15 protein-coding genes are annotated in these 19,075 nt (G+C 34.6%); 12 read left to right on the top strand and 3 right to left on the bottom strand.

The annotated features are described in order from the left end of the window. The 8 genes from AC3HD6_RS20345 (at position 1) to polA (ending at position 8,502) form a co-directional block, all read left to right on the top strand. On the top strand, positions 1-1,032 hold the full coding sequence (locus tag AC3HD6_RS20345; protein ID WP_488897986.1) for a hypothetical protein: 1,032 nt from the start codon (positions 1-3) through the stop codon (positions 1,030-1,032). Further along, complete coding sequence (locus AC3HD6_RS20340) at positions 1,029-1,976, top strand: hypothetical protein (RefSeq protein ID WP_488897985.1); 948 nt, start codon at positions 1,029-1,031, stop codon at positions 1,974-1,976. The genes AC3HD6_RS20345 and AC3HD6_RS20340 overlap by 4 nt, the downstream gene beginning before the upstream one ends. Further along, entirely contained in the window at positions 1,957-2,457 is a 501-nt protein-coding gene (locus tag AC3HD6_RS20335) for a DUF8188 family protein (protein WP_488897984.1), read from the top strand. Before AC3HD6_RS20340 ends, AC3HD6_RS20335 begins: the two co-directional genes overlap by 20 nt. 337 nt (positions 2,458-2,794) lie before the next feature. Then, positions 2,795-3,394, top strand: coding sequence for a hypothetical protein (locus tag AC3HD6_RS20330; RefSeq protein WP_488897983.1), 600 nt, complete (start codon positions 2,795-2,797; stop codon positions 3,392-3,394). A 66-nt stretch (positions 3,395-3,460) separates the two neighbouring features. Beyond that, the gene (locus AC3HD6_RS20325) at positions 3,461-4,147 is read left to right on the top strand and encodes a hypothetical protein (protein WP_488897982.1); all 687 of its coding nucleotides are present in this window, start codon (positions 3,461-3,463) and stop codon (positions 4,145-4,147) included. A 42-nt stretch (positions 4,148-4,189) separates the two neighbouring features. Then, positions 4,190-4,717: a hypothetical protein gene (locus AC3HD6_RS20320; protein WP_488897981.1), complete on the top strand. Its 528-nt coding sequence runs from the start codon at positions 4,190-4,192 to the stop codon at positions 4,715-4,717. A 355-nt stretch (positions 4,718-5,072) separates the two neighbouring features. Then, the gene (gene tssD / locus AC3HD6_RS20315; RefSeq protein WP_488897980.1) at positions 5,073-5,486 is read left to right on the top strand and encodes a type VI secretion system tube protein TssD; all 414 of its coding nucleotides are present in this window, start codon (positions 5,073-5,075) and stop codon (positions 5,484-5,486) included. A gap of 181 nt (positions 5,487-5,667) precedes the next feature. Then, the gene (gene polA, locus AC3HD6_RS20310; protein ID WP_488897979.1) at positions 5,668-8,502 is read left to right on the top strand and encodes a DNA polymerase I; all 2,835 of its coding nucleotides are present in this window, start codon (positions 5,668-5,670) and stop codon (positions 8,500-8,502) included. Between the two features lie 118 nt (positions 8,503-8,620). Here polA and AC3HD6_RS20305 read toward each other — a convergent pair whose 3' ends face one another. After that, complete coding sequence (locus AC3HD6_RS20305) at positions 8,621-9,019, bottom strand: immunity 22 family protein (RefSeq protein ID WP_488897978.1); 399 nt, start codon at positions 9,017-9,019, stop codon at positions 8,621-8,623. A 265-nt stretch (positions 9,020-9,284) separates the two neighbouring features. On the opposite strand from AC3HD6_RS20305, the gene AC3HD6_RS20300 reads away from it, so the two are divergent. Further along, positions 9,285-9,932 (top strand): MgtC/SapB family protein, encoded by a 648-nt coding sequence (locus tag AC3HD6_RS20300; RefSeq protein WP_488897977.1) that lies wholly within the window; start codon positions 9,285-9,287, stop codon positions 9,930-9,932. 36 nt (positions 9,933-9,968) lie between these two features. On the opposite strand, the gene AC3HD6_RS20295 is transcribed toward AC3HD6_RS20300, so the two are convergent. Beyond that, positions 9,969-10,457, bottom strand: coding sequence for a copper resistance protein NlpE (locus AC3HD6_RS20295; RefSeq protein ID WP_488897976.1), 489 nt, complete (start codon positions 10,455-10,457; stop codon positions 9,969-9,971). Between the two features lie 286 nt (positions 10,458-10,743). On the opposite strand from AC3HD6_RS20295, the gene AC3HD6_RS20290 reads away from it, so the two are divergent. From AC3HD6_RS20290 to AC3HD6_RS20280, 3 genes are all read left to right on the top strand, one after another. Further along, positions 10,744-12,882: a S46 family peptidase gene (locus tag AC3HD6_RS20290; RefSeq protein WP_488897975.1), complete on the top strand. Its 2,139-nt coding sequence runs from the start codon at positions 10,744-10,746 to the stop codon at positions 12,880-12,882. Between the two features lie 67 nt (positions 12,883-12,949). Then, positions 12,950-13,951: a polysaccharide deacetylase family protein gene (locus AC3HD6_RS20285; protein WP_488897974.1), complete on the top strand. Its 1,002-nt coding sequence runs from the start codon at positions 12,950-12,952 to the stop codon at positions 13,949-13,951. Beyond that, positions 13,948-15,033: a GNAT family N-acetyltransferase gene (locus AC3HD6_RS20280; protein WP_488897973.1), complete on the top strand. Its 1,086-nt coding sequence runs from the start codon at positions 13,948-13,950 to the stop codon at positions 15,031-15,033. Before AC3HD6_RS20285 ends, AC3HD6_RS20280 begins: the two co-directional genes overlap by 4 nt. Before the next feature lie 66 nt (positions 15,034-15,099). On the opposite strand, the gene AC3HD6_RS20275 is transcribed toward AC3HD6_RS20280, so the two are convergent. Then, positions 15,100-17,979, bottom strand: coding sequence for a M16 family metallopeptidase (locus AC3HD6_RS20275; RefSeq protein ID WP_488897972.1), 2,880 nt, complete (start codon positions 17,977-17,979; stop codon positions 15,100-15,102). Positions 17,980-19,075 lie beyond the last annotated feature (1,096 nt).

Below are 19,075 nucleotides of genomic sequence, written 5' to 3'. Positions count from 1 at the left end.
ATGGGATTAAAAGAATATAGAATTCAAAAAGGAGATAATTTAAAAAAAATAGCTGAGCATCATTACGTTTCTGTAGAGGAATTACTGAAATTCCATAATGAAAACTGTACACTGACACAACAAATTATAGGAAATGAGATCCCTCTACATATAACAAAAATTTTAGTTGAGTTTACCAATCATAAGACTGGAGAAAGGAAATTATCCGACTTTAAAAATCGCAAGGCAAGATATCGTACCAAACAGATAAATATCGTAAAAATTAATGATGTTATTAATACCCATACGAGTGTAAGATGTGAATATTTATTAGAATTAAAGAAGAATCAAGCTAAAGTAATATTACAGGATAGTGTTTATAATTTTTATGCAGAAGGGACACAGGATTTAGAACAGTTTGTAAGAACTTCAGATTCTTTGAAAAAAGAAGTCGATTATCAGTTAAATAGTAATGGTGAAATTGTAGAGATTCTTAACCTTGAAGCTTTACAGCAGGGTTGGCATCGGTTCAAAAAGCAATTACCATTGAATAGCTTAATTAAAAATAGCAAACCAGAAATTATTAAACAATTAATTGATGCCGGGAATATAGAATTTGGTTCACCGGATATTCTTTTAAAAAATTGTAAAAACAATTTATTTAATCAAATTATATTTGGTCAATACCTAAAGAGGCAATTTGATGAATTTACCAATGAGCAGTTTGAAACTTTATCCCATTTTTTTCCAGAAATTGCTTTTAAGGTTGAATGCGAAACTACAATTCGCAATACGACTGAAACTCAGACTAATTTTCTTAAAAAAGGAAGACCATTATTTGTCGATATTGATAATATGATTTTATTATATGAAAAATATTACAAACCTCAGATTCAGTTTAAATTTACAGATCATATCTATGAGTACGAAGTATTTTTTACTGTCTCAAATGAAGATGGTTTAATTGATGAAGCTACAATTCATCTGAGTGAAAGAATTAAAAACAACGTGGAATCTCAGGTAGTATATCAGCTAAAAAGAGTAGAGCTATGAAAGGTTATATAGAAGATGGAGCATGGTTGTCTTGTTCTTTTGACTTGGCAGGAACTCCAAAACAACTTAAAAGACATCTTGATAAAGAAGATAACAAGGTGCAGTATTCGAGTGGTAAAAGATTGCTTACAGTTGCAGATAAAAATACTTCAGAATGTTTTAAATGTAAATTGGCAGCAAAAAAATGGGGTGGACTTTTGTCTCTGGTAGGAGGAATTGTTGTGGGAGTTGCCCTTGTATTCTCAGGTCCTGTAGGTTGGATTGCCTTAGGAGCATTAGCGGTTGTAGCAATAGGAACAACTATAGCCGTTTTTGCACATGATTGTGCTGATCCTCAAAGCGGAGGAAATTGGATCAATTTTCACCAGACTACTTTTATTAAAGGAAAAGAAGCTATCTTGTACAATAAATCGATTTTGGAATGCAAAGATTTAGGTTTGTTGATTGCCTCAGAAACGGAAGCTCAGGCACAGGATGTCTCTGATAAAATGAAATGGCAGGCAAGAGGTGAGCTTGGCTTACAAATTTTATCTAATTCTTTAATTGGCTTTGTTACAGGATATGGAATGTTTGACAGAACACCTCAAGGATTGGATATGGATTTATCGACAGGGCCTCTAGCAGTTGCAAGTTATATTCATACTGATTTTGTACATCCTGAATATAGTTGGCAACAAAGTACTTTGGTTGGTTTAGGATATACTTCTGCTAATTTTGGGTTAGGATCAGTTCATCGTATCAACCGGATGCCAGATTGGTCAAAAAATCTTGGAACAGAAATATCTCTACAGGATTTAGGAGTTGCGGCATTAACAACGGGAATTGGTGCCGGATCTGATTATCTTGAAGGTGAGTTGGCTAATTCTTCCAATAGTGTAGTCCAGGAATTATCAGCTTCTGTTTCTGGTACTTCAGGTAAAAAGATTGTCTCATCAAATTATTAATATAGTGAAAGGTTTAAATGTGTTAAAAATTGTTGTTATTTCTATTGTAACTCTTTTAATCATGTATTTGTTGTATGGATTTATTAAGGGATTTTTTGTAAATATTGATACTTATATAAGCAATTCTAAAAAAATAGAACTTAATAATGTACATTTAATTTCAAAGCAGAGATTGGGTTATGGGTTAGGAACGGGAAGCGGAACAGGAAAACAAGTGGTGAAGATTTTTGATGGAAAAAAATATTATAATTTATGTTATTACGAAAAAAATAAAGCAGATAATCAATTTCTGAAATTTGAATATAACAATATTCCCAGTCACATATTTGTTATCGTTAATTCAGATGAAATGAAAGACAATAAAGGGACCTTAGAAAATCCTATTCCTGTATTCAATTTCTCTGTAGATCCAAAGGAGATGATTTGGGATGATCAATCGTATCAAGAAAATATCAGAAAATATTTGACTTATGAAAAATAAAAGATTGAATAATAACAAAGGAGTAAGACTTTCATCCTTCAAGTCAATGAATTAAGCAATATAATTATTTAAGATAAAATGTTTATGATTTGTTATATCCATTTTTATATCTAAAGGAGGTGAAGGTAAGCAACTGCTATTATAATAAAAAAAGCAAGTCTTCATGATGATTTTTATTTTAGTGATAACAACAAAATATTCTGTATAAGTCCTGAAATTCTAAATTCATCCAACAATATTTATCATGATTTATGCCTGATATGTTTAACAGTATTAATAGTAATAGGAACTTAGTTCTATGAAAAGGATAAACACTGCAAAATTCCATCTTTTTACATTGTATTTTGGCTTAACTTATTTTTTATATTCTTTAATCCTAACAGGCTATGATTTTTTCCATTTGAAACATGAAAATTGGCTTCAGGCTGAAAACCAAACAACAATTTACTCCAGCAGTAGAAGTACTACTGTTACTTATAATTTTGTCAAAGATGAAATAAGACTGAGCAGGAAGTATCCAGGAATTTTTGAAGGCTTTAATACATGGTTTTGGGGTATTGATAAGAAGAAAAATAAAGTGGATATTTCTTTTTATATCCGTCAAAAAGATAGTGATAGAATTAAGAATAAAGAAATAAAGCACCGGAAAGATATTTTTGGCGGAGAACTCAATGAAATAGAACCTATTCCTTATTTTGGGGTAAGAAAAATAGATTCGGAATCAAATCAATTACTTTTACTTTTAGATATTTGGAAATATAATTACTCTATTCTAGCTGCTTTTATCTTACTTATGCTGCCTTATATCATTCTTTTTATAACAAGGAAAATTCTAAAAGACTCATTAGAGGAAAATCAAGATCCGCAATTAGAACATAAAGTGGGCGGAATTATGCTTTTTTGCTACATTCTTTTGTTTATCAACTTAATCGTTTAAAAATGGGGGAAAAATATAATTTGGATAAATCCTTTTTCCAATATAACTGCTTTACATGGATACTTTATGAAAGACAGAGTATTTAGTTTCCAGGGCCTGGATTTCAAAACAGAACTGAAACTTGCACTGGTATTAATTATTCCGGGATTATGTACCATGTTGGGTGTCCTATTTGGAGGAGAGCTTCTTTTCCCCAATATTCATTTTCTGAAATCGGTTTCTTTTGCTGTTATGATGACAATTGGAGTATGCATGATCACGCTGAAGCAATTGAGCAGACTAGTGAAAGAAAAGACCTGGGCTATTCATATAAAAGATAATCATTTTCATATTAGATTCAGACATCTGAACTATCAATTCCAGACATCTGAGATTAGGATGATTAAAAACCTGGGCAATACTGGATTACGCTATCTAACAATTAAAACAGCAGATCAGACCATTAAAATAAGAGTAGGGGATACCGGCCTGGCTCCCTTTTCATCACAAAAAGATATAGATGAGGTAGATGCTTTTGTTCAGTATATGAAACCCTATATTGATAAAAACTTTAATAAGAAAGAACTCAGAAATATTCTCAATCCCTCCATCATTCCTAACTTTGGAGTGTATGTAGTAAAAGGGGAAAAAATAAAATATTCATTGATCAACAAAATGAGACCATGGCAGGTCATTATACTCATTTTAGGAATTGCAGGAGTGGTAATGACTCTTTTAATGACAGGTTTTTTTTATTGTATTGATCATAAGTAATCTTGTGTTTATAAAGCCTGTTTGGGATTTTAATGTATAGATATGGCAAGAAGAGAATTCATCTTAAAAAATGTTCTCCCGTTTCACACAGGCTGGACGGTGATGGTTATCATCCCTTGCATGGTACTATATGGAACTTTATATTATTTTTTATTGGATTTCAGTGTTTCTTTAATGGCTCTTGTAACCTTGTTGTATTTCGGAACATGTTATCTTATTTTGAAAGCTATTTCTGTAAAAGTGACTATCTGGCTTGATGATAATTATCTTTATCTGAAAAAGAATAACAGCAGATATGTAAAGTATCTTAAATCTGATATTATAGGATTTTGTTCTTATGATTATGAAGTAACAACGCCATCATTACAAAATTCAAAAATATATTTTAAATTTTATCTGAAAAATAAACAAAGCATTTATCTGAACGATATAGAATATAGAAGTCGTTATGACGAAGAAAAAGGAGCCGCACTGAAAAGACTTTTAAAAGAATTCCAAAAAAGTTTACAGTTTACAAAAATTAAAACGAAGAATAAGTTCCAAAATATATATTGGTATTCCGATCATTGAATGAATCTAATTGATTCATATGGATCATGAAAAACCACTCATTCATATCGATACAAAAACAATGAGGCTCGATGTTTTTTTAACCATCATAAAGTGGGTTTATAATGGGATATTTCTCTTTGATGTGTAATAATTAATGTTTTTCTGTTATTTCTTGATTATGGTTAAAATATTTATTAATAGCAAGTTGGGTGTTGGTTTAACTCCATTGTCGTAGAATTACTACATAAAATCGTAGAACTACTACAATTTTTCAGATTTCCATCCAAAAGCTTTTTTTTCAACTTGAAGGCCTTTATCTTTGTCTTACAATTATTGAATAACAAAATATTATTAACGATTAAAATTTACAATCATGGCAGAAAGAAACTCAAGAGGAATCTTAAAATTCAACAACGGAGAAGGTCAGAAATTATTAAAAATGAACTACAGCGTATCAAGATCTACAGATGTATCAGGACGTGTAGCATCAGACCCTTCTAACGCATTAATCAAAGTTACAGTAGAAGCTACTGAAAAATCAGACATCCTTGAAAGCTTATTGAACGGAAAGTATAAGCCAACAGTAGGAGAAATTGTTTTCAACAAATCTCACGAAGAGGGAACTCTAATCACTTTGAAATGGGAGAACGGATACGTTATCCAGCACGAAGTAGACTTTGATGCAGTCGATAGCAATAGTATGCTAATCAGCTTCGTAATCAGTGCTGAAACTATTGACTATGGTACTTCTCAGTACGCTGGTCTTTGGCCATCTGCTGGTAAATAAGCCAGAACAACACTTAAAAAAACTAATGGAACAGTATGCTCATAGAGTATACTGTTCTGTTTTTTTATCCCGAAACCATTCATTATTCTATCCCTAACCTTGCATCCCGAATCTCGAAGTTAGCATCCCAAAACTATCAACTTATCCTCCTATTTTCTTATATTTGTTCATTATAGATACTATGGACGCAACACAAGATAAAAGGCTGTTTCTCATCGATGCTTATGCGATGATTTTCAGAGGATATTACGCATTGATCAGAAATCCAAGACTAACCAGTACAGGTTTGGATACTTCCGCCATCTTTGGATTTACCAATTCTTTGATCGAATTAATCAGAAGAGAAAAACCAACCCATTTGGCCGTTGTTTTTGATGTAGGAAGAGCAAGCGTAAGAACTGATGATTTCGCTGATTATAAAGCAAACAGAAGTGAGACTCCTGAGGCCATCCAAATTGCAGTTCCATATATTCACAGGATTCTGGAAGGAATGCATATTCCCATTCTTGGAGTGGAAGGATATGAAGCGGATGACGTAATTGGTACTATTGCCTGCAAAGCAGAAAAAGAAGGCTACACCACTTTCATGGTAACTCCTGATAAGGATTTTGCACAGCTGGTTACGGATAAAATCAAAATCTATAAACCGGGACTAAAAGGCGGAGATATAGAAATTCTGGGTGTAGAAGAAGTAAAAGCTAAATATGAGATCGAAGATCCTAAACAAGTGATTGATTATTTGGCGATGATGGGAGATGCGGTAGATAATATCCCTGGATTGGAAGGAGTAGGAGAGAAAACGGCTATGAAATTCCTTAAAGAATATGGCAGTATTGAAAACCTACTGGCTAATACCGATAAACTTAAAGGTAAACTGAAAGAAAAGGTTGAAGCTTCTGCAGAACGCGGAATTATGTCTAAAAAACTAGCTACCATTATCTGTGATGCTCCTATAGAATTTCACCAGGAACAATATGATCTTGAAACTCCGGATTTTGAAAAAGTGAAAGAAGTTTTCGAAGAAATTGAGTTCAGAAGACTGTATGAAAACCTTTACAGAGCCTTTGCTCCGGCTGCTGCTGAAACAGTAGTGGTAAGTGAAGTAGAAGTAAAGCAGACCCCATCTGGAACAGAAGTAAAAGGACAAGTGATGCAGCTTGATCTTTTTGCAAATTTCGAAGAGCTGGATCAGGCAACTTCTACAAAATCGTCTATTGAACATAATGAACATTTGTATCAGTTCATAGACAACCCTAAAGCTCAAAAAAAACTGGTAGATAATTTACTGAAGCAACGTGTTGTTTGTTTTGATACGGAAACCACATCATTGAATGAGCTGGAAGCTGAATTGGTGGGAATGAGTTTCTCCTATAAAAAAGGATTAGCTTATTATATTCCTTTATCCGAAAACAGAGAAGAAGTATTACAGACTCTTGAAATTTTCAGACCGTTTTTTGAAAAAGAAGACTTGCTGAAAGTTGCCCATAATCTAAAATTCGATTACAAAATATTAAAACAGTACGACATTACTGTTAAAGGAGCAATGTTTGATACGATGATTGCCCATTATCTGCTGAATCCTGATGGAAGACACGGTATGGACTATCTTTCTGAAGTATACCTGAACTATAAACCCGTTTCCATTGAAACCATCATTGGTAAGAAAGGGAAAAAGCAAGGGACATTCAGAGATGCAGATCTTAGGACACAGACAGATTATGCAGCGGAAGATGCCGATGTAACCTTCCAACTGTATGAGTTGTTTGCTCCACAACTTAAAAAAGAAAATCTGGAAGAGCTTTTCTTCAATATTGAAATGCCTTTAATGGAAGTTTTGGCAAAAATGGAACTGGCAGGGATTTCTTTAGATGAAAAATGGCTGGCACAGGAAAGTATTGATCTTGAAAATGACCTGAGAAATCTAGAAAAAACAATTTTTGAACTTTCAGAAGAAGAATTCAATATGAATTCACCAAAACAGCTGGGAGAAATCCTGTTTGAAAAAATGCAGCTTGATCCAAAAGCCAAAAAGACAAAAACAGGACAATACGCTACTTCGGAAGATGTACTTCAGAAACTAGCTTCAAAGCATGAGATCATCAAACATATCCTGGAATACAGGACCTATCAGAAATTAAAATCAACTTATGTAGATGCATTACCATCGCAGATTGATAAGCTGGATAATAGAGTACATACCAATTTCTCTCAGACTACAGCGGCTACAGGCCGTTTGGCAAGTGTGAATCCGAACCTTCAAAATATTCCGATCAGAACATTGAGAGGGCAGCAGATTCGTGGAGCCTTTGTTTCTGGAGAAGGAAAGAAGATCATCTCTGCCGATTATTCACAAATTGAACTTCGTTTGATCGCTGAAATTTCTGGAGAAGATAATATGATTAAAGCTTTCCAGGATGGAGAAGATATTCACGCATCCACAGCAGCTAAGCTCTTTAAAATTCCTTTGGAAGAAGTTTCAAAAACTCAAAGAAGCCAGGCTAAAACGGTAAATTTCGGAATTATTTACGGACAGGGAGCTTTTGCTTTAGCTGAACAAACCGGATTATCCCGTACAGAAGCTAAGCAGATGATTGAAGCCTATTTCGAAACCTATCCGAAACTGAAGGAATATATGGCAGAACAGGTGAACAAAGCCCGTCAGATGGGATATGTTGAAACCATTCTGGGAAGAAAACGCCACTTAAAAGATATTAATTCTAATAATTTCGTAGTAAGAGGCCATGCAGAAAGAAATGCAGTAAATGCCCCTGTTCAGGGAAGTGCTGCAGATATCGTGAAGATTGCTATGATTAAAATAGACCGTGAACTGGAAGAGCAGCAACTTAAAACAAAAATGCTGCTTCAGGTACATGACGAATTGGTATTCGAAGCTCCGACAGAAGAAATTGAAGCCGCTTCAAAACTCATCAAAACCGAAATGGAAAATGCCTTGAAGACACAGGTTCCGTTATTAGTGGAAATAGGAGTAGGAGATAACTGGCTGGAAGCTCATTAATAAACAAAATTTACCTAAATAATAAAACAAAACTTCTGCTTACGGGCGGAAGTTTTATTTTAGATAGAACCCAGGCTGTAAAGAAAAATACAGTCAGGGATTATTGCTTTTATAATATTTAAACTTCAAATTCAATCTCACCAATATAATACAGTTTGTTTTCCTCTCCATCCACTGAAACAGGATTAGGGATCACAAATCTGCTGGCAAAAACAATAGCGTTTACCGGAGTATCCAGGCTCAGATCATTAAGCTTTTGTTCAAGAATAGGAAGCCATTGGTCTGCATATGAATATTCTGAAAACTTTTCAACCAGTCCTAGTCTTTCATCTTCAAAACCATATTCTATAAAATCATCATCAAACCATTTGATGTTCTGAGACTCTGCAAATTTTGAAACATACTGATCATCATTTTCCTCTTCCAGATAATAATTTTCATCCTCTTCTACGAAAGCATAGAATTCTTCTTCATTTTTAAAATACCCCAGCCAGAAGTGAGAAATTTCTTTGTCCATAATGTATTGTTTGTTGTATTATTTACTATAATTATTTAGAATAAGCTCTTTATGTTATATATTATCAATCTCTATCAAACTTTCACACGCTCATTTTCTGTTGAAAAAGTAGATTCAAACACTTACTTTTCCATTTGAAAGTGTAATATTACAAAAGTTTTCCGTTACATCTGTTTTTTTAGTAACAGTACACAAACTCTGAACATCAAAAATAGTTCCGTAAAACTTTTTTATTGTAAATTTATTCTATCATTAAATCTTGAAAATGGAATTTCTACAGGACCATTATGTGGTTAAGAATGAATTGTTGCTGATTTTTATTTCCGTAGTCCTCGGATTACTGATTGGTGCTGAGCGGGAATACCGTAACAAATCTGCTGGACTTCGTACTTTTATTCTGGTTTGCTTTGGGGCCTGTTTATTTACGATCCTTTCCATTAAAATAGGGGTTGCCAACCCGGATCGCCTGGCAGCCAATATCATTACAGGAATAGGTTTTTTGGGCGCTGGAGTTATCTTTAAAGGTGAAAATAAGATTGAAGGGATCACAACAGCTACTACTATTTGGGCAACAGCTTCTATAGGAATGGCAGTCGGTTCAGGATATGTTTATTTTTCCCTTCTGGGAACAGCTTTGGTTCTTATTATTCTGAGTGCCTTAACTTATCTGCAAAGTTTTATAGACAATTATAATAAGATCAGGGAATATAAGGTAGGTGTGACAAACTCAGCAGATTTAAAACATTGTGAGGACCTCTTTAAAAAACATCATTTAAAATATCTGCTTATCAAGCAGCAATACACACAGGGAAATATTACCGCTACATGGAGGTTAACAGGTAAGAATACCCATCATGAAGGCCTGATAAAAGACCTGGTTGATGATACTAAAATTATAGCCTACCAGTTTTAGGATAGAGCAAAAAAATAAAGGCCGAAGCCTTTATTTTTATTTTTTCTTGAATATATATAGATCCTTATTAGGTCCATCAATTTCTTTTCCTTCCATATCCAGTTGGATCAGCATATTTTCTCCAACTTTATATTTATAGTTAGCGCTTTTACCTTTTAAAGTGATAATGCTTCCTGTAGCATCCCAAGTGAAAGATCCCTTGTCTTCATTTTTTGATTTTCTCTCTAGATATTCTTCAGTGATACTGAAAGTCTTATCATTGTTCAGGGTTAATGAAGTTTTGATTCCCGGACAGTCAGCACATGGAACAACTGCTTCGTAAGTACCATTCCAATCCAAAGCATTTTCAGAAGTGTCACCTTGTGCACTTGTTACTGGGTGAGCTGTACTATCTGTAGCAGTAGGTTGGGCTGTTGCTGTAGAATCCGTAGCCGAAGTTTTGGTGTCTACCGTCTCTTTTTTAGAACAAGAAGCAAGAAATAAAGCCGCTCCGATTCCCAGGATAAGTGTTTTGTTTTTCATCATAATAATTTATTTAAGTTTATTTTTAAAACTGACAAGTTTTAATCAAAAATTGAGCCAAGGGTGAGCTGGTGAGTTTGAGGAGAAGAGAGTTTGAGAGAAGGGGAGAGATGTCAATAGTCAATTCGATTGGCAATTTTTGTAGAGTATAAATTCACCATTCACTTGCGAAGCAAAATTCACTATTGACATTTCATTTGCGGAGCAAAAACTCACTACTCACATTTTTACCCCCGTTTTATGGGTCCTATTCTTATTTTTCTTCGTAAATTCGGGCAAAATTTTGATTATGACAAAAAAGATACTTTTATCCGTATTTCTTTTGCCTGCTGCAATGGCATTTGCACAACAATATGGTGGAATGTGGATTCCTACAGAACTGAATGAAAAGGAAATGAAGGATTTGGGAATGAAAATTTCTGCAAAAGATATTTTCAACCCTCAAAAGCCTAGCATAAAGGATGCTGTGGTACAGTTTAACGGCGGATGTACCGCAGAGATCATCTCTCCGAAAGGATTGTTGCTGACTAATCACCACTGTGGATTTGGTCAGATTCAAGCCCATTCTACGGTTCAGAACGATCTTCTTTCAAATGGTTTCTGGGCTAAAAATATGAACGGCGAGCTTCCAAATCCGGGAGTAAAAGTAGATTTTATCGTAGACATAAAAGATGTGAGCTTCCAGATTTTAGAAGGAACAGACCATCTTACAGAGCCTGAACTTACTAAAAAGATCAACAATAATATTGAGGTTTATAAAAACTCTCAGAAAATAGAATCTTTCCAATCGATTATGATAAAGCCGATGTACTATGGAAACAAGTACTATGCTTATACCATCGAAACTTATAAAGATATCCGTCTTGTTGGGGCACCACCTCAAAGCATCGGAAAATTCGGAAGTGATACAGACAACTGGGTTTGGCCTAGACACACCGGGGATTTCTCCATGTTCAGAATCTATGCAGACAAAGACAATAAGCCTGCTGAGTATTCAAAAGACAACGTACCTTACGTTCCAAAACATTATCTACCGGTTTCCATCAAAGATAAAAATGAAAATGATTTCACATTTGTATTCGGATTCCCGGGAAAAACAACAGAATATCTTCCGGCAGTAGCAGTAGAAAAGATCATGAAAGATATTGATCCTGCAAGAATTGCTGTACGTGATGTAGCTTTAAAAACTTTGGACGAGAAAATGCGTGTAGACAATGAAACACGTATTAAATATGCTTCCAAATATGCATCTGTAGCTAATTACTGGAAAAAATGGATCGGTGAAGTGGAAGGATTAAAGAAATCCAATGCCGTTGAGAAAAAAGTAATGTATGAAGGTTCTTTAGTTTCTAAAAATCCTGAAGTTAAAACAACTTTAGACCAGCTGAATAAGCTTTACAATGAGCAGGCTCCTTATGCTTTAAACAACGCATATTACACAGAAGTGGTAAAAAATGCAGAAACTTTGAAGCTGGCAGGAGACTACTATGACTTTGTAACAACTGTAGAAGCTGGAAGAATGGATGAGAAGGAGCTTACAAAGCTAAAAACAAAACTAACTTCTTTCTATAAAGACTATAGCGCAGAACTTGATGCTAAAGTAACCGCAAAACTATTGGCTTTATATACTAATAAAACAGCTCCACAGTTTTTACCAGCCGGATTCAATAAGTATAAGGATGAAAATGCAAACATCCCTGTAGTGGAAGATATGTCTAAAAACTCTATTATTACAGGAAGAACAGCTGTAAACGGAGGAACATTGACTGCAGATATTGATAAGGCATTCTCTAATCAGGATAAGTTGATTAAAACGCTGAAGAAAGATCCAATTTATCAGTTATATGTTTCTATGAAAGAGACATACGCGAAAACAGCTGATCCACAATATACTTCACTTCAGGCAAAAATTGATGCTTTACAGAAGAAGTTTATGGCTCAGCAGATAGAAACCGATAAAGACAGAAAATTCTTCCCGGATGCTAACTCAACACTTCGTGTAACTTATGGTAAAATAAAAGGATCTGCTCCAAGAGACGCTGTTTCTTATGGATACCAGACTCACCTTGCCGGGGTAATGGAGAAATATATTCCTGGAGATTATGAATTCGACGTTCCTAAGAAACTGATCGAGCTTTACAATAAGAAAGACTTCGGAATCTATAAAGATAAAACAGGTGATGTTCCTGTAGGATTTACCGCAACCAACCATACTACAGGAGGAAACTCAGGAAGCCCGGCACTTGATGCGAACGGAAACCTGATAGGTCTTAACTTCGACAGACAGTGGGAAGGAACGATGAGTGATATCAACTATGATCCGCGTTTCAGCAGAAACATCATGGTAGATACAAAATATATCCTTTTCGTCGTTGAGAAATTTGCAGATGCTAAATGGCTTGTTGACGAAATGAAAGTGATAAAATAATTTTAAAAGTTATACCTTTAAAGAATCTATTTGAATTCATTTCGAATAGATTCTTTTTATTTTTAGGATGAAAGATCAGCTCATTAATCTATTTACAGCTTTTGAAACAGATGATTTCGGAAAAACTTTTCCGCTGAATTACTGTTTACCTGTTTATCATTGTGTTTCCGATGAGAATCTTCCGCATATCAGACAGGTGATTCAATACAAAAACATCAGACAGTTTGAAGAAGATATAGATTGCCTTTCAAAGCATTTTCAATGGGTAAACTGGCAGGAATTCAAAGATTTTACTTCTGGGAATTTCAAGCCTCAGAAAAAGATTGCTTTACTTACTTTTGATGACGGCTTAAGGGAATTCTATGATATTGTTGCACCCATATTAGAGCGTAAAGGAATTTATGCCTGTAATTTTATAAATCCGGCTTTCATTGATAATCATGATATCATGTTCAGATGCAAAGCAAGCCTATTAATAGAGGAGTTGGAAAAGCAAAAGCAGGTATCCCCTGAAATATACAATATCCTTTCTTTGGATAACCATAGTGCACCAGAAACTTTAAGAAACGAAATTTTAAAAATCAATTACCAGGAAAGGCGTACCCTGGATCTGCTTGCTGAAAAACTTGAATTTGATTTTAAATCCTATTTAAAAGAATACAGACCTTATTTGACTACTGAAGAATTAGAAAACCTTACCAATAGAGGTTTTGGAATATCTTCTCACAGTTGGGACCATCCAAAATTCGGGACCCTATCTCTGGTACAGCAGATGGAGTCTATCCATACAACCTTCACTTATCTAAAGGAAAACAATTTTCTTTATGACAGTTTTGCCTTTCCTTTCACTGATTTCGGCGTGAAAAATAGCTTTTTTGAAGAACTTTTTAAAAATAAAGAAATCTACTGTAGTTTTGGAGCAGCAGGAGTTAAACTAGATAGTGTAGAAAGAAATTTTCATAGAATTCCAATGGAAATGGGTGAAAATGCAGAAAGAATACTGAAAAAAGAAATTGCTTATTTCAAATTGAAAAAGCTGATCAATAAAAATAGGATTGTAAGAAAATGATACAACTGAAGACCTTCAATAAAAAAGAACTCGAAGACTTTGTGCTATCTGGTAAATTTAAAGAATATGATTTTCTTCCCATCACAAAGCATCGTGCCTTATCCCATATTCATAATCCAAAGGCAACAGAAGAGCAAATACTTCTTATTCTGGCTTTTTATAATGATAAATTAGCAGGATATTTGGGATGTTTTCCAGATTATTTTGAGATTGAAGACGTAATAATCAGATTTTCCTGGCTGAGCACACTGTATGTAGGCAATGAGTTCAGAGGTAAAAAAGTGGCGAAAGCACTTTTGCAAAAAGCTTTAGATGAATACAACAGTCATGTTATCATGGCAGAGTTTACAAAAGAAGCTGAGGTTTTCTTTAATCATATAGGAAACGTTGAAAATATTTTCCCTAAAAATGGGAAACGCTATTATTTCAGAGTAGATTCCGCAAAGGTCCTTTCAGAAAAGAAACTATGGATGAAGACTTTTAGCCCTCTTCTTCATCTTTCAGATAACATAGCTAATGCTCTGATAGGAATTAAAAATATCGGAATAGGTGAGCCTGATTTCAGATTTGAAATTTTGGATCAGATGGATGCAGAGATAAAAGGCTTTGTCTCCTCATTTCCAAGTCAGCGAATGGCAGATGAAATAAATTATTTTATAGAAAATCCATGGATTTTGGTAGGCAGAAAAAGAGATGAGAATTACTTCTTTTCAAGCTATGCTAAGGTTTTTAAATATGTTTGGGTGAAGATTTATGATGATCAGGGTAATCTGGAAACTGTATCGTTATTACTTGTAAGGGATGGTCATCTTAAAATTCATTATATTTTTTCAAATGAAGGTTCAGACCGTAGCAGATTTGTTCAATTTTTAAACATTTTCATCATTAAAAGTAAGGTAAAAATGATGACTGTTTATGATGAAACATTAAATCAGAATATAAAGAATTCCAAATCGTTGTTCAGAATTTATGAGAAGGACTTCAAACGCGATTATCTCTTCCGTAAAGAGTTGCTGCAAAGTCTTCCCAAGGACTTTAATCCTCATTTACAGGATGGAGACGGAGATTGCATGATGACATAAGGCAATTACAGGATTCAGATATAAAATAAAAGCCGCTCAAAAAAGTATTGAGCGGCTTTTTAAATTTTAATGTCCGAAAATATCTTCCAGACTTACCTCTGTAAATGTTCCCATTTTACTCACAGCTTCCATGTTCAGGTTTTCTCTTTTCCCGATAATGGCAGTATTAAAATGCACAGATTGAATTTCCGATTGATAAAACTCTCTGATATCGTCAAATTTCAATGCTTGTATCTGTTCATAGATATCTTTTCTGAAATCATGATAAATACCCAGTTTCTTTAATCTTAAAGTATTGAAGAATATATTGTTTCTGGTTACTCTGGTAGATGCAATCTGTTTTAAAGCTGCATTTTTAGCATTTTCAAACTGGATGGTAACTTCAGGAAGTTCATTCATGAGTTCATTCATAGTATCAACAGCAATCATCAGCTTGTCTGGCTGTGTTCCGATATAAGTGCTGATATAATCCGGGTGATTTAATTCTGCACTGGCAGCATAAGACACATAAGCAGAATAGGCCAAACTTTTGCTCTCACGAATTTCCTGAAATACAATAGAAGACAATCCCCTTCCAAAATATTCGTTGAAAACATTTACTTTTCCAAAATAAGCAGGGTTAACCATATTTCCTTTACCCACTTTACTCATTTCCATCTGAACCATGTCGTAATCGATAAAGTATACATTTCCTCCTGTCGCAGGTTCGGGATATTGTTTGGGTTCAGGAATCTGAAGGCTTTCCGTTTCAATATACTTACCAATATACCCTTTGAAAGCCTCAAAATCTTTTCCATAAAAGAAAATATGATAAGGATATTTAAACAGTTGTCTCATTCGGTCCGTGAATACTTCAGGTTTACTGCTTTCCAGTTCTTCCTTAGAGATAACATCTGTAAAGCGAGAAGTATTTCCCAATTTGGTATAAGTAGTGAGCGCCGTCATGATTCGGTTTTTATCTTTTTTAACAGCCTGGCGATTTTCCAGAACCGTTCCTACAAATTGATTGTAAATCTCCTGATCCGGCTGCACGCGGTACATCCACTGCTGCAGAAGGACGATTCCTTTTTCAATATTCTCCTCCAATCCACTCAGGGAAATTAATAACTGGTTATTGGTTGTTTTAAAATCATTGCTGACTCCAATTTTAAAAAATTCCTTTTTCAGATCTTCAGGAGAAAGCTCATCCGTTCCTAAATACTGAAGAAGCTGAGTCGAAATTCCCAATTCACGATCATGATCACTTCCAAAAGGGAAAATAAAATGAACCTGGGCAATATCGTTGTATTTATTTTTTACAAAACTTAATTTCTTTCCTTTGATCTCATCAGTTGCGATTTCCTTTTGATAATCAATAAACTCAGGCTTGATATCTTCTGTTTTATCAGATAAGATCTCCTTTAAAAACTCAGATTGTGCATCACGGTTAATCTTAACAGGTGTGATTCCTGGATTATCTACTCTCAATAATTTATCATTAACTCCTTTTTCTTTATTAATCACAACATAATTGTTTTTAAAGAAATCATTGGCAAAGTTGATAATATCTTCTTTGGTGAAACTTGCATATTCATCCATTTCATTCAATTCTTGTTCCCAGCTTATCCCTTTTATATAAATATCGTATAGAGTAGTAGCTAAACCTTCTGCTGTTTCAAGACCTTTCATTCTTTGAAGTTTGAAATCATTAATGATTGCAGGCAGCATCCAATCTGGGAAATCACCTTTCTTGATCAGTTCAATCTCCTCAAGAACCATATTGGTTGCTTCTTGTAGGGTTTGAGTCTCTTTCGGAACAGCTACAATAGAAAAGTAGCCATATTGTTTTAATCCAACGGAGAATGCTTGTGCCCAAAGCATTTTTTGAGTCTGGTTGATATGAAGATCCAGTAAGCCGGCCTCTCCTCTGTTGCTCAGAATATTCACAACAATATCAGCAAGCATTGCTTCCCTTGTTCCATAGCTATCCGTTCTCCATGCCAATTGAACCCGTGGAGTCGTAGGGCTTTTCACTGTTTTCTCCACAATTTCTGTCATAGGTTGCTCAATGATCGGAGTCTTTTTAGGAAGTTCTCTATGAGGAAGAATCCCAAAATACTGGTCTACCAATTGAATTGTCTCTTCAAAATCGAAATCTCCAACCAAAACCATTGCATAATTATTGGGAACATAGTATTCATCAAAATACTTATGAATTGCCTTCATAGAAGGATTTTTCAAATGTTCAGGTCTGCCCAGCGTTGTTTGCTGTCCGTTAGGGTGAGTTGGAAAAAGGGCTGCCATCAGCTCATAATTTACCAATCTCGTATCATTATCCTGAGCCCTGTTGAATTCCTCATAAACCGACTCTAGTTCTGTATGGAAAAGGCGAAGAACGATTTCAGAAAATCTTTCTTTTTCTATTTTCAACCATTTTTCAAGTTCATTATTGGGGATATTATTTTTATACACCGTTTCATCAAACCAGGTATGAGCATTGGTTCCTGTTGCTCCTAATGAAGAAATTGCTTTGTCATATTCATTGGCAATAGCATATTGGCTGGCTTCCTGAGAAACTTCGTCTATCTTTTTATAGATTTCTTTTTTCTTTTCAGGATTTTGTTCAGCTTTGTGTTCCTCATAAAGTACAAAGATTTGATCCAAAAGTTCTTTTTCTTTCGCCCAGTTTTGAGTACCAATCTTAGAAGTCCCTTTAAACATCATGTGTTCCAGATAGTGAGCCAGTCCTGTGTTGTCTGCAGGATCATTATTGCTGCCTGTTCTTACAGGAATAAAAGTTTGTATCCTTGGTGCATCAAAGTTTTGAGCAAGAAAGACCTTCAGGCCATTCTTCAAGGTATAAATTCTTACTTTATTTTTATCGTGGGTTACCGTAATATATTCGTAGTGGTTTTTATCTGTATGAACCGTTTCTTTATATCTTCTGTCTGTCATATATGAATTCATTTCATCCTTTTATAATAAGAATGTACTACAAATGTAAGCAATCGAAAAAAAATAGATTCCGCTTTTATGACTATTACATCTATTATTATAGTTGAACAGATGAATCAGGGAAAATAATATTCATAAAATTGTGGTAGTAGGATACTTATCGCTTCATTCAATTTCTTCAGGAGCTATTTCCCGCTATCCACTCATACTCCTCACACTGAGCTGGCCGCCCTCAAACCCTCCTCCATTCCAACTCTTGTTGCGGGGTACCCGTTTCTATCGGGGCTAGGGTAGGGGATGAATTTATAAATGATGAGTAATAGGTAATAGGTAATAGGTTGGCATTAATTAATATGATCACGATTATCCATATGGGGCGGCTTCCATCATTCCCATCCTTTGGAGGGGTGTCAAAAATTCAAAAAATTTTTGACGGGGTGGTAACTTTCCAATATTCATCATTCTCAGTCCTCTGTGAAAATCCGTGTCCTCTGTGGGGAAATAAAAAACACTTCCCTTCAGTCATGTTTATAATCTATACTAGAATCTATCATAATAATCCTTCTTCTTATATATTATATAATATTATATAATCTCTTTATTTCCTCTCTCTTATTCTTCTTTACACAATCTTTGTCATCCTGTAAGGATCTAAACAATGCTGTACTCTATCATTATCGTCCAACAAATAGAAGTTCATCAATAGGAGTGGGCAATAATCCTGAACTTAACCGAAGGAAGCCCGTTTACATAAACAAATCTTCTTCATCCATTGGCTTTAGCCAAAACCTATTTTCATTTTTTTTGAAAATCCCACATGTATTACAATATGTATATCTTCCATTACTCATTACTCATTACTAATTACTCATTACTCATTACTCATTACTCATCTATAATAACGTCCATTTCCCTCCACACTCATACGCTCGAACCCTCCACTGTCTCTCTCCAAACAAATGTTTAAAATTTTTCTCTCAAGGTATCAGCGTGTTAGGTGTAAAATATTACATGAATATAAAATTTATGTTAAGTTTATTTGTTTTGCGTGGTATAAAGTCTCTATCTTTGCCCTACTGAAAACGAGAGTATCAGTAAGCGCAGAAGA

The sequence above is a fragment of the Chryseobacterium sp. II3a genome (assembly GCF_057815135.1).
Note: the sequence above shows the minus strand (reverse complement) of the source record. Positions and strands in the feature narration are given on the sequence as shown.